Consider the following 12,123-nt stretch of genomic DNA (forward strand, 5'->3'; position numbering starts at 1 on the left):
GACAATGGCGAGGCGCACGGGGACGTCGACAGGCTGGTCGCACCTGAACATCTCTGACTAGGAGTCCACCATGCTGACCAGCCGACGCCTCGCCGCTGCCCTGGCCGTTCCCGCCCTCGCTCTCTCGGTCCTCGCCCCCGTGCCGGCGTTCGCGTCCGGGGGTGGCGACGCGCACCGGAACGCGGGGTCGTGCTCGGGCTCGACCGACTGGAAGATCAAGGCCAAGGCCGACAACGGGCGGATCGAGGTCGAGGCCGAGATCGACAGCAACCAGGTCGGCCAGACCTGGGCCTGGAAGCTGAAGGACAACGGTGTCGTGGTCGCGAAGGGGAGCTCGACGACGGGTGGCGCGAGCGGGTCGTTCTCGGTGCACCGCAGGCCGTCGGACGCCGCGGGCACCGACCATTTCGTCTTCCGGGCGGTCTACGCCGGTGAGGTCTGCCGCGCGGCCGTGGCCTGGTGACCGGCCGGTCGGCCAGGCTCGCGCTCGGCGCGGTCGCGGCCCTGCTCGTGGTGATGGTGCCCTCGGGTGTCAGTGCTTCCGGGGACGACGACGAGGTGGACAAGAGCGGCTCGTGCCGAGGCGGCAGCTCCACGTGGGAGGTGCGTGCCGGCTGGGACAGCGACCACCGGATCGAGATCCGCGGCGAGGTCGACCACACCGCGTCCGGCAAGGTGTGGAGCTGGAAGATCAAGCACAACGGCAGCGTCTCGGCGATGGGCCGGGCGGTGACCAGGGACGGTCAGCTCGAGGTACGTCGCTCGCTCGTTGACCTCGCTGGCACCGACCACTGCGTCTTCCGGGCCGTCCAGACGAGGACCGGCGAGGTGTGTCGTGGAGCGATCGACTGGTGAGCGCCACACCTAGAGTTCGGGCGTGAGGCTCGTCCGCAACCCCGTGGTGCAGTACCTCGCGGTGGCCGTCGTCCTCTTCGTCGCCCTCTCCGTGGCGACCTCCCTGCTCAGCGCCCGGGTCGCCAGCACCGAGGCACGTGCTGACGCGAAGGCGGTGACCCGGGTGCTGGCCCGGTCGGTCGCGCAGCCCGCGATCCCGAAGGGCCTGGTCGACGGCGACCCCGGCGCGATCGACAAGCTCGACCGCGAGGTCCTCGAGCGCCTCCTGGTGGGCGACGTGCGCCGCGTGAAGATCTGGCGCGGTGACGGCACGATCCTCTACTCCGACGAGACCCGGCTGATCGGCACGAGATACCCGCTCGACGACGAGGAGACCGCCGTCCTCGAGGGCGGTGGGACCGTGGCCGAGGTGTCGGACCTGACCAAGCCCGAGAACCGCTACGAGAAGTCCGACGACGGGCTGGTCGAGGTGTACAGCCGCATCAGGTCGCCGGAGGGCGCACCGATGCTGTTCGAGGTGTACTTCTCCGCCGACGACCTCGCCCAGCGTCGCTCGCAGCTGTTCGTACCGTTCCAGAGGATCACCATCGGGGGGCTGCTCGCGATGCTCGTCGTGGCCACCCCGATCATCTGGGTGCTGACGCGTCGGCTCACCCGCAACGCCCGCGAGCGCGAACGACTGCTGCGCGCCTCGATGAACGCCTCGGAGGCCGAGCGCCGGCGCATCGCCCGCGACCTGCACGACGGCGTCGTGCAGGACCTGGCGGGTACGGCGTTCTCGCTCACCGCGGTCAGCCGCGACCCGGACGTCCCCGAACGCCTGCGCGAGGACCTGCAGGGGGCGGGTACGTCGCTGCGGACCAGCCTCAAGGCGCTGCGCTCCCTGCTGGTGTCGATCCACCCGCCTGACCTGCACGCGGACGGCCTGACCGCGGCGCTCACCGACCTGACCGCCCCGGCGGCGTCGGCGGACATCGAGACCAGCGTGCGCGTCTCCGACGTCGGCGAGGTGCCGGACGAGACGGTGGCGCTGGTGTGGCGGGTGGCCCAGGAGGCCGTCCGCAACGCGATCCGGCACGCGCACGCCAGGTCGCTGGACGTCGACGTGCACCGCGACGGCGAGTGGCTGGTGCTGGTCGTCACCGACGACGGTCATGGGTTCGACCCGGACGCGGACAGGGACGCGACCAGCTTCGGGCTGCGCGGCCTGGCCAGCCTGGTGGCGGACGAGGGCGGGCGGCTCGACGTACGGTCGGCGCCCGGTGAGGGCACGGAGATCCGGATGGAGGTGCGGGTGCGGTGAGCGCGTCGAGCGAGGGGCAGATCACGGTCGTGGTCGTCGACGACCACGCCGTCGTGCGCGGCGGCCTGACCCAGCTGCTGGCCGGGGTCGCGGACCTTCGCGTCGTCGGTACGGCGAGCGGCGGGGCCGAGGCCATCGAGGTCGTCCGGGCGACGCGGCCGGACGTGGTGTTGATGGACCTCCAGATGCCCGGGGTCGACGGGGTGAAGGCCACGAGGGCGATCGTCGACGAGGGGCTCTCCGACGTGCTCGTGCTGACGTCCTTCGCGGACGCCGAGCGGATCGTCGGCGCCCTGGACGCGGGTGCGGTGGGCTACCTGCTCAAGGACGCCGAGCCCGACGACATCCTCGGCGGGATCCGGGCTGTCGCGAGGGGCGAGTCACCCATCCACCCGCGTGCCGCCCGCGAGCTCCTCGACACGCGCCGGCCGGCCGCGGACCTGCCCGACCTGACGCCGCGCGAGCGCGAGGTGCTCGGCCTGGTGCGCGAGGGGCTGGCGAACAAGCAGATCGCGCGGCGGCTCGGGATCACCGAGCGGACCGTGAAGGCCCACCTGACCTCGATCTTCGCCACCATCGGCGTATCCGACCGAACCAGCGCGGCCCTCTGGGCCGAGCGGCACCGCGTCTGAGCCGCTCCTCCGGGACCGGCGGGGGAGTGCCGCCCCACTCGGGGCAGACCGCCTTGAACGAGCACCAGTCGCAGGCGCGGGAGCGGTTCGGCTGCCAGTCGCGGGCCTCCTCGGCGGCCCGCATCGCGTCCCAGAGCGCGTTGACCTTGCGCTCGGTGGCCACCAGGTCGGCCTCGTCCGGCTCGTAGCTCAGCATCTCGCCGTTGCCCAGGTAGACCAGTCGGAGCACCTTCGGGATGACGCCGCGCGAGCGCCAGAGAGCCAGCGCGTAGAACTTCATCTGGAACAGCGCCTTGGCCTCGTAGTCGACGGCTGGCGATGGTCCCGTCTTGTAGTCGCTCACCCTCATCGCCCCGTCCGGTGCGACGTCGAGGCGGTCGATGTACCCCCGGAGCAGCAGCTTGGAGTCGAGCAGCGCCTCGACGTACAGCTCCCGCTCGGCGGGCTCCAGGCGTTGCGGGTCCTCGAGGGTGAAGTAGCGGTCGAGCACCTCGGCGGCCGAGGTCATCCACGCGTCCAGCTCGGCCCGGGAGCCGAACAGCGCGGGCAGCTCGGGCGACTGGACGACGAAGGCGTCCCACGTCGGGGACAGCATCGCCCGTGCGCGCTCGGGGGTGCGCTCGGCGGCCGGGAGGCTGAACAGGTCCTCCAGCACCTTGTGCACGAGCGTGCCGCGCACCGCGTCGACCGACGACGTCTCGGGCAGCCGGTCGATCGTGCGGAACCGGAACATCAGCGGGCAGGTCATGAAGTCCGAGGCGCGGCTCGGCGACATCGCGCCCAGCACGTCCACGCCGTCGACGCGACGGAACTCCCGGCGGGAGGAGTCGTCGATTACGGTCACGCTTCGACCCTAGGCCAGCGCACCGACACCGCAGGGCCCGTCGGATAGCCTCGTGACGTGTCCGAGCCGTCCTCCCGACCTCGTCCGGAGCCGCAACGGCCCCCGGGCACCTTCAAGGTCGGCACGATCGCGGGCTCGGACGTCCTGGTCACCACGTCCTGGTTCGTCATCGCGGCGCTGATCGCCTGGACCGTGTCCCCTCGCGTGGACCAGGTCGAGCCCGGTCTGGGCGGCTTCAAGTACATCGCGGGCTTCGCGTTCGCCGTCGTCCTCTACCTGTCGGTGCTGCTGCACGAGGCCTCGCACGCCTACATGGCCCGGCACTACGGGTTCGACGTCTCCTCGATCACCCTGCACTTCCTCGGCGGCGCGACCCAGATCGAGGGAGAGGCGCGCACCCCGAAGCAGGAGTTCCTGATCGCCGTCGTCGGGCCGCTGACCTCGCTCGCCGTCGGCGCGGCCGCACTCGGCCTGTGGTTCGTCACGCCCGACGGGCTGCTGCTGATGGCCGTCGAGGGGCTGGCCGGCGCCAACCTCATCGTCGGGTTCCTCAACCTGGTCCCCGGCCTGCCGCTGGACGGCGGTCGCGTGCTCAAGGCGGGGGTGTGGCGGCTCACCGGTGACCGCCTGCGCGGCACCATCGCGGCCGCGTGGGTGGGCCGGCTGGTCGCCGTGGCCGCTCTCGCGTGGCCGCTCCTGCAGGAGAAGGTGCTCGGCACCCCGCCGGACATCTTCGACGTCTTCCTCGCCGGCATGATCGCGCTGTTCCTCTGGAGCGCGGCGAGCTCGGCGTTGGCGTCGGCGCAGGCGCGTGGCTCGCTGCCCGCCCTGGTCGCCCGCCGACTGGCCCGACGAGCGCTCGCCGTGCCCGCGGACCTCCCGTTGGCCGAGGCCGTACGCCGCGCCAAGGAGGCCCGGGCCGGCAGCCTGATCACGGTCACCAGCGGTGGCTCCCCGGTCGGCCTGGTCAGCGAGGCCGCTCTGGTGGCCACCCCCGAGGAACGCCGGCCCTGGGTCGCGGTCTCGACGGTGGCGCGCAGCCTGGAGCCCGGCATGAGCCTCCCGGCGGAGATCGAGGGGGAGGAGCTGGTGCGGGCCATGACCGTCACACCCGCCCACGAGTACCTCCTCGTCGAGCAGGACGGCAGCATCTACGGCGTGCTCTCGGCCGCCGACGTCGAGCGCGCTTTCCAGGAGGCGCGTTCAAGGCGGTAGGGGCCGTCGCTAGGGTCGGCGCATGGGCCAGCCCGACGTACCTCACGAGGCGTGGGCCGGCGTGCACCGCGGGCCGCTGCAGGAGGGTCAGTGGGTGCGGCTGGTCGACTCGAAGGGCCGCCGCCACAACTTCTGCCTCGAGGCCGGCAAGCGCTTCTTCTCCAACCGCGGCCACCTCGACCACGACGAGCTGATCGGCCGCGAGGAGGGGTTCACGGTCACCTCGTCCGGTGGCGGTGAGTACCTCGTGTTCCGGCCGCTGCTGTCGGAGTTCGTGGTGTCGATGCCCCGCGGCGCCGCCGTCGTGTACCCGAAGGACGCCGCCCAGATCGTGGCGATGGCCGACATCTTCCCGGGAGCCCACGTCGTCGAGGCGGGGGTCGGCTCCGGCGCCCTCACGTGCACGCTGCTGCGCGCCGTCGGCCCGCACGGCCGGGTGCTGTCGTTCGAGCGGCGCGAGGAGTTCGCCGAGGTCGCCCGCAAGAACGTGACCCAGTTCTTCGAGGGCGACCACCCGGCCTGGGAGCTCAGGCTCGGTGACCTGGCCGAGGCCCTGCCCGAGTCGGGGGAGCGCGCCGACCGGGTGATCCTCGACATGCTCGCGCCCTGGGACTGCCTCGACGCCGCCGCCGGCGCGCTGCTGCCCGGAGGGGTCCTGTGCGCGTACGTCGCCACCACGACGCAGCTGTCCCGGTTCGTGGAGACCGTCCGGGTCCATGGGGGCTTCACCGAGCCGCAGGCGTGGGAGTCGCTGGTGCGCGACTGGCACGTCGAGGGCCTGGCCGTACGTCCGGGGCACTCGATGGTCGGCCACACGGCGTTCCTGGTCACGGCCCGTCGGATGGCCCCCGGGCAGGCGCCGCCGATCAAGCGCCGGAGGCCCGCGCCCGGTGCCTACGGGCCGGACTACACGGGGCCGCGACCCCCCGGCGTACCCGTCGAAGCCCCGGACGACTGACCGGAGGGTGACCCACACCCCCCTCGACGGTTGTCACGGTTGTATCAAGTTCGTGTCCAACACCCCTGAGTTCACGTCATGTGACCGTGTTCTCGCGGGTAGGGTCGAAACCAGGAGGTGACGCAACGATGGCTACATCCGAAGACGCTCCTGCCGGCGAGGGTCGCGAGGAGCTCGCCAACCAGGTCCGGTTCCTGGAAGCGGAGGTGCACGACCTGCGCCGCCGCCTGAGTGAGGGACCGGCTCACAACCGCGGCCTCGAGCTGCGCCTGGCCGACACCCAGCGGTCCCTCTCGGCGGTGACCTCGCAGAACGAACGGCTCGCCCAGACGCTGCGCGAGGCGCGCGACCAGATCATGAAGCTGAAGGAGGAGGTCGACCGGCTCGCCCAGCCGCCGGCCGGCTTCGGCACCTTCCTCACCCGCAACGAGGACGACTCGATCGACGTCTTCACCGGCGGTCGCAAGCTGCGCGTGAACGTCAGCCCGTCGGTCGAGCTCGACTCCCTGGTGCGTGGCCAGGAGGTCATGCTCAACGAGGCCCTCAACGTCGTCGCCGCCCTCGAGTTCGAGGAGGTCGGCGAGGTCGTCATGTTCAAGGAGCTGCTGGCCGACGGCGAGCGCGCCCTGGTGATCGCGAACGCCGACGAGGAGCGCGTGGTCCGGCTCGCCGAGCCGCTGCGCGGTGGCACGATCCGCGCCGGCGACAGCCTGCTGCTGGACGCCCGCGCGGGGTACGTCTACGAGAAGGTGCCCAAGTCCGAGGTCGAGGAGCTCGTCCTCGAAGAGGTGCCCGACATCGACTACACGCAGATCGGCGGGCTGATCTCGCAGATCGACGCCATCCGCGACGCCGTGGAGCTGCCGTACCTCCACCCCGAGCTGTTCAAGGAGCACAAGCTCAAGCCGCCCAAGGGCGTGCTGCTCTACGGCCCTCCCGGCTGCGGCAAGACGCTGATTGCCAAGGCCGTGGCCAACAGCCTGGCCAAGAAGGTCGCCGCCAAGACCGGCCAGGAGGGGAAGTCGTACTTCCTCAACATCAAGGGCCCGGAGCTGCTCAACAAGTACGTCGGCGAGACCGAGCGCCACATCCGGCTGGTGTTCCAGCGGGCCCGTGAGAAGGCCAGCATGGGCACGCCCGTCATCGTGTTCTTCGACGAGATGGACTCGCTGTTCCGCACCCGTGGCTCCGGTGTCTCCTCCGACGTCGAGAACACCATCGTCCCGCAGCTGCTCAGCGAGATCGACGGCGTCGAGGCCCTCGAGAACGTCCTGGTCATCGGCGCTTCCAACCGCGAGGACATGATCGACCCGGCGATCCTGCGGCCCGGCCGCCTCGACGTGAAGATCAAGATCGAGCGCCCGGACGCCGAGTCGGCCCGCGACATCTTCAGCAAGTACCTCGTGGCCGACCTGCCGCTGCACGCCGACGACCTCAACGAGTTCCGCGGCGACCGCGACGCCTGCGTCGGCGGGATGATCCAGGCCACCGTCGAGCGGATGTACACCGAGTCCGAGGAGAACCGCTTCCTCGAGGTGACCTACGCCAACGGCGACAAGGAGGTCCTGTACTTCAAGGACTTCAACTCCGGGGCGATGATCCAGAACATCGTCGACCGCGCGAAGAAGATGGCGATCAAGGACAAGCTGGAGCACGACTCCTACGGCATCCGGGTCTCCCACCTCCTCCAGGCGTGCGTGGACGAGTTCAAGGAGAACGAAGACCTGCCCAACACCACCAACCCCGACGACTGGGCCCGCATCTCCGGGAAGAAGGGCGAGCGGATCGTGTTCATCCGCACGCTCATCACCGGCAAGCAGGGCACCGAGCCGGGACGTTCGATCGACACGGTGTCCAACACCGGCCAGTACCTCTAGGCCGGAGGTCCGCCTGCGGTGGCCGAGGACGAGCTGGAACGACGCGACTACGAGGCCCTGCTCGCCACCCGCGGCGAGCTGGGCCCGGACTACGAGGCGGCGCTGGTCGACTCCTTCGCCGAGCGCATGGAGAAGGAGATCCAGCGTCGTGTCGCCTCCGGTGGCGTCGTCCGCTCGGGCCGGGACCGGGCCGCGGAGTCGGCCGGCAAACGGCAGCTGGCCCTGGGCATCGTCTCGCTCGGCGCCGGGATCCCGATCACCGCGATCTCGGCGGCCATGGCCGACCTCCCGGGGCTGATGGTGGCGTGGGCGGGCATCGCCGTCGTGAACGTCGCGCACGCGCTGCAGGGGCGCCGGCGCGACTGACGCCGTAGACCGGGTGTCTCAGGGCTGGTACCGACCCCGGTTCCGGTGGCCGCCCCGACGCGGCGTCGCGCGCGTGCGGCAACTGTGGAGGCATGAACCCCTCCCAGCACCGCGTCGCGGCCATCGCCGCAGCCCTCGTCGGAGTCTGTCTGTTCTGGACGGTCGCCGCGATCGACGTGCCCCACGGTGCGTCCGACGCCGAGCTGCTCGCCTGGTGGCAGGTCTCCGGCAACCGCTGGTCCGGCGTCTGGTCGGGGATGGCGGCGATCGGCGTGGCCGTCACGGTGGCCGTCCTCCGGCACCACCTCGGCACCGTCGTCGCCGCCCGCGACTCCGCGTGGATGGCCTTCGGCCGGTCCATGGCCAGCGCCGTGGCGGCCCTCTGGCTGGTGACCGGCGCGGTCCGCGCGTGCGTCGGCCGCCTCGTCGAGGTGGTCCACGAGCCGCTTCCCGGCCCCGACGTGCTGCGGGCCATCACGGCGGTGAACTACGCCCTGCTCGGGCTGTCCGGCATGGCGGTGCTGGGGCTGATGATCCTCGGGGTGTCCGTCGCGGTGCTCCGCACCGGCGTCCTGGCACGCTGGGTCGGCTGGCTCGGCATCGGCTGCGCGACACCGGTGCTGGCGGCGACCCTGGCGCAGTACGGCGCGTACACGACGCTGCTGGCCATCGTCTGGTTCCTCGGGCTGGCCGTCGCCATCTGGCGGAGTCAGTCGGTGACGTCGGCGACGGTCGCGTCGAGTGCGGCCAGCAGTGCGCCGGCGTCCACCGTGAGCGCGACGCCGTGAGCGCCACCTCCGAGGGAGATCGCGCCCTCGACGCGTGAGTCGGCGATGACGGGGAGCGTGCGCAGGCTGCCCAGCGGCGTGATCGTGCCGCGCTCGTAGCCCGTCACCTCGCGCGCCTCGTCGGCGGGCGGCAGGGAGATCCGGTTGACGCCGAGCAGCGCGCGCAGCTTGGGCCAGGCGATCTCGCGGTCGCCGGGCACCAGCACGAACCGGTGGTCGCCCTCGCTGACCCGCACCACCAGCGTCTTCACGAGCTGGCGCGGCTCGATCCCGCGAGCCTCGGCCGCCTCGGCGAGGGAGCGCACCGGACCGTGCCGGGTCACGGCGTACTCGAGCCCGAGCGCCTCCGCCCCGGCGATCGCGCGTTCCTCGCTCACGACGGGCTCACGACGGGCTCACGACGGGCTCACGCCTTGAGGGCCACGCCGAGGAAGCCGGACCGGAACGGCTTCGGCCCACCGGGCAGGTCGACCTGCTCGACGGTGTCGATCGGCAGGCCGGCCTTCTCGATGAGGATCACCGGGTCACGGGTGAGGTGGCAGCCGCCGGCGAGGCGCCGCTGGATCGGCTCGAGGCGGCGCTGCCAGGCCACCACCTTGGGGTCGTCGGCGATCCCGTGCTCGAGGAAGTGCAGGCCGGCTCCCGGCTTCAGCACCCGCCGGATCTCCGACAGGGCGGCCTCGACGTCGGGGATCGTGCACAGCGTGAACGTGACCAGGGCAGCATCGAACGTCGCCGCCCCGATGTTGAGCTGTTGCCCGTCGATGCCGATCCGCCCGACCGGTGCGGCTGCGCGGAGCCGACGGTCCGCCGACATCCGCCAGGCCACCTCCGAGGGCTCGACGACGTCGACCTGGGTGACCGTGGACGGGTACCAGCGGGCGTTCAGCCCGCTGCCGAAGCCGATCTCGATCACCCGCCCGTGCAAGCCCTCGCAGGCGCGGGCGCGCAGCTCCCCGACCTCGTGACCCCTGAGGGACAGGTCAGTCGCTCGAGGTACGACCTGCTCGTTCCACCAACCCATGGTGACCTAGTCACTCCCTAGGGGTGGTCTGGTCCACCCCCTCACAATTCCTGCTCCCATTATGGGTTCGGCAGTCATCCGGGTGACGGTATGTACACAATTCGTCCACTCACGTGAGTGGGGAGTCGGTCGCGGGGGTAGCGACGACGAGATTCGACCGGGGGGTCGTCGTGATGGGTAGTTGCGTCCGCGTGCTGTCTCGAGGGCTCGAGGGAACTGTCCTCCTCCGACTGCTCAGTCTTCTGCTGGTGGGCCTCCTCGTCCTGGGCGGACAGCAGCTGGCGATGGGTGCTGAGCCTGCCGAGCCGGGGTTGACGAGCGACTACCTGGTCACCTTCGCGCCGGGAACGACCCAGGCCGACCGCGTGGACCTCCTCGACACGGCCGGCGCCGTCGTGACCTCGTCCGTGGAGCCGCTGCGCCTGTACGCCGCATCACTGACCGACGACCAGGTTGCCGCTCTGCGCGGATCGAACGCGGTCACCAGCGTCGAGGCAGACCGCGTCCGTGAGGTCCAGCTGGCGCCGAACGACCCCGCCTATGGCGACCAGTGGGCCTTGGACAAAATCGGCTGGGGCTCGGCCTACGACTCGGTCGCGCCGAACGGTTCGGCCACGGTGGCTGTGCTCGACACGGGCGTGAACGCGACCGACGACCTCGCCGGGCACCTCGTTCCGGGAACATCGGTCCTCGGCGACAACGACACCGCCGACCCGAACGGCCATGGCACCGCCATGGCGAGCATCGTCGCCGCAGGCGTGGACAACGGTGTGGGCATCGCGGGCGTGGGCTTCCAGGGCGTCTCGGTCATGCCCGTCAAGGTCTTGGACCAGGACGGGCTCGGGCAGGACTCCGGGGTCGTCGAGGGCGTCGTGTACGCCGCCGACCACGGCGCCGACGTCATCTTGATGTCCTTCTCCAACCCCGGCGCGAGCTCCGCGCTCCAGGCGGCTGTGGACTACGCCTGGTCGAAGGGCTCCGTCCTGGTGGCCGCGACCGGCAACGACGGCGTGACCACCGCGTCGTACCCGGCTGGCACCGCCAAGGTGGTCGGTGTCTCGGCGACCACCCGAGACGACACGCTCTGGAGCGGCTCCAACTCGGGCGCCGACACGTTCCTGGGCGCTCCGGGCGTCGACATCGCCACCGGTTCGGGGCCTGTGACGGGTACGTCGGCTTCGGCGGCCATCGTCGCCGGCGTGGCTGCGCTGGTGCGGGCGAACGACCCCTCCGCCGGCCCTGGTGTCGTCGTCGGCCGGTTGGCGCGCAACGCCGACCCCGCGGGCTCCGTCTCCGACACCGGCAACGGCCGCGTGAACCTGGCCCGTGCGATGGACGACACCTCGACCGAGCCCATCGTGCCCGAGGGTGTGGCCGGGCAGGGTGGGCCAGTTGTGGGTCCGTATGTAGCTGGGGCCGCGTCCGAAATCAGCGGCACTGTCGTGACGGACGTCAACGGCAACGGTTCGGTCGACCCGGGAGACAACCTCCGGGCCGGTGTAAGCATCGTGCTGTGGCAGGACCGCAATGACGACGGCATCCTGCAGTCAAGCGGCGCCGACTTGCCGTCGTTGAGGGTCTCGATATCCAGCGCGACGGGTCGCTACGAGTTCGTCACCAATAGCGACTTCAACAACAACACACGCTACTTCGTGCAGGTGCAACTCGGCAGCGGATTCACCACTACCGCCGTGACCGCATGTGCGATCAGCAGCGGGAGCGGCACGCAGTCCTCGACTGTGAGCGGAACGACCAACGTCGTGCGATTCGGGAATGGAAGCCCCGCGTGCCTTAACGGGCGGTTCCTGGTCCAGCCGACGAACTCTGCGCCCTCGGCGACGGTCTCGTTGTCTCCGGTGTCGCCGGCGACGAACCAGATCGTGACGGCGACGGCGACGAAGTCCGACCCGGACGGCAACGCGGTCACCTTGACCTACGTGTGGAAGGTCAACGGCACCATCGTCAAGACGACCTCGGGCTCCAGCTCGCTGACCGACACCCTCGACCTTTCCGTGGCGGGCAACGGCAACCGCGGCGACACGATCCGCGTGGAGGTCACGCCCAACGACGGCACTGCGAATGGTGGCACCGTCAACGACCAGTTAGTGGTGGGTAACAGTGCACCCTCGGCGACGGTCTCGTTGTCTCCGGTGTCGCCGACGACGAACCAGACGGTGACGGCGACGGCGACGAAGTCGGATGCTGATGGCGACGCGGTGTCGTTGACGTATGTGTGGAAGGTGAACGGGAGCATCGTCAAG

Annotated in this window: 13 protein-coding genes; 10 read left to right on the forward strand and 3 right to left on the reverse strand. The window is 70.8% G+C overall.

Annotated features, from left to right (window positions below; all coding sequences use genetic code 11):
* The first annotated feature begins 70 nt into the window (after window positions 1–70).
* Genes ISU07_RS17375 through ISU07_RS24880 form a run of 4 tightly spaced genes read left to right on the forward strand, consistent with a single transcriptional unit; the run spans window position 71 to window position 2,790 of the window.
* Window positions 71–463: a hypothetical protein gene (locus ISU07_RS17375; RefSeq protein WP_194708078.1), complete on the forward strand. Its 393-nt coding sequence runs from the start codon at window positions 71–73 to the stop codon at window positions 461–463.
* Window positions 460–855 carry a hypothetical protein gene (locus ISU07_RS17380; RefSeq protein ID WP_194708079.1) on the forward strand — a complete coding sequence of 132 codons (396 nt, stop codon included), beginning with the start codon at window positions 460–462 and terminating at the stop codon, window positions 853–855. Before ISU07_RS17375 ends, ISU07_RS17380 begins: the two co-directional genes overlap by 4 nt.
* A gap of 22 nt (window positions 856–877) precedes the next feature.
* The gene (locus ISU07_RS24875) at window positions 878–2,158 is read left to right on the forward strand and encodes a sensor histidine kinase (RefSeq protein ID WP_194708080.1); all 1,281 of its coding nucleotides are present in this window, start codon (window positions 878–880) and stop codon (window positions 2,156–2,158) included.
* Entirely contained in the window at window positions 2,155–2,790 is a 636-nt protein-coding gene (locus ISU07_RS24880; protein WP_323742681.1) for a response regulator transcription factor, read from the forward strand. The genes ISU07_RS24875 and ISU07_RS24880 overlap by 4 nt, the downstream gene beginning before the upstream one ends.
* Here the strand turns inward: ISU07_RS24880 and ISU07_RS17395 are convergent.
* Window positions 2,687–3,634 (reverse strand): RecB family exonuclease, encoded by a 948-nt coding sequence (locus ISU07_RS17395; protein WP_323742682.1) that lies wholly within the window; start codon window positions 3,632–3,634, stop codon window positions 2,687–2,689. The genes ISU07_RS24880 and ISU07_RS17395 overlap by 104 nt on opposite strands.
* Before the next feature lie 57 nt (window positions 3,635–3,691).
* On the opposite strand from ISU07_RS17395, the gene ISU07_RS17400 reads away from it, so the two are divergent.
* The 5 genes from ISU07_RS17400 to ISU07_RS17420 all read left to right on the forward strand — a co-directional run bounded on the left by ISU07_RS17400 (window position 3,692) and on the right by ISU07_RS17420 (window position 8,838).
* On the forward strand, window positions 3,692–4,849 hold the full coding sequence (locus ISU07_RS17400; protein ID WP_323742683.1) for a site-2 protease family protein: 1,158 nt from the start codon (window positions 3,692–3,694) through the stop codon (window positions 4,847–4,849).
* Between the two features lie 22 nt (window positions 4,850–4,871).
* Window positions 4,872–5,807 (forward strand): tRNA (adenine-N1)-methyltransferase, encoded by a 936-nt coding sequence (locus tag ISU07_RS17405; protein ID WP_194708081.1) that lies wholly within the window; start codon window positions 4,872–4,874, stop codon window positions 5,805–5,807.
* A gap of 128 nt (window positions 5,808–5,935) precedes the next feature.
* Window positions 5,936–7,684: a proteasome ATPase gene (gene arc / locus ISU07_RS17410; RefSeq protein WP_194708082.1), complete on the forward strand. Its 1,749-nt coding sequence runs from the start codon at window positions 5,936–5,938 to the stop codon at window positions 7,682–7,684.
* Between the two features lie 18 nt (window positions 7,685–7,702).
* Window positions 7,703–8,050: a hypothetical protein gene (locus ISU07_RS17415; protein WP_194708083.1), complete on the forward strand. Its 348-nt coding sequence runs from the start codon at window positions 7,703–7,705 to the stop codon at window positions 8,048–8,050.
* 92 nt (window positions 8,051–8,142) lie between these two features.
* Window positions 8,143–8,838 (forward strand): hypothetical protein, encoded by a 696-nt coding sequence (locus ISU07_RS17420; protein ID WP_194708084.1) that lies wholly within the window; start codon window positions 8,143–8,145, stop codon window positions 8,836–8,838.
* On the opposite strand, the gene ISU07_RS17425 is transcribed toward ISU07_RS17420, so the two are convergent.
* Window positions 8,760–9,215 carry an aminoacyl-tRNA deacylase gene (locus ISU07_RS17425; RefSeq protein ID WP_194708085.1) on the reverse strand — a complete coding sequence of 152 codons (456 nt, stop codon included), beginning with the start codon at window positions 9,213–9,215 and terminating at the stop codon, window positions 8,760–8,762. The two genes, ISU07_RS17420 and ISU07_RS17425, sit on opposite strands and share 79 nt — an antisense overlap.
* 29 nt (window positions 9,216–9,244) lie before the next feature.
* Complete coding sequence (locus ISU07_RS17430; RefSeq protein WP_194708086.1) at window positions 9,245–9,862, reverse strand: class I SAM-dependent methyltransferase; 618 nt, start codon at window positions 9,860–9,862, stop codon at window positions 9,245–9,247.
* Between the two features lie 248 nt (window positions 9,863–10,110).
* Here ISU07_RS17430 and ISU07_RS17435 point away from each other — a divergent pair.
* On the forward strand, window positions 10,111–12,123 hold a 2,013-nt coding region (locus ISU07_RS17435; protein WP_194708087.1), incomplete at its 3' end, for a S8 family serine peptidase.

Source organism: Nocardioides islandensis, from assembly GCF_015352455.1.
Classification (GTDB): Bacteria; Actinomycetota; Actinomycetes; order Propionibacteriales; family Nocardioidaceae; genus Nocardioides; species Nocardioides islandensis.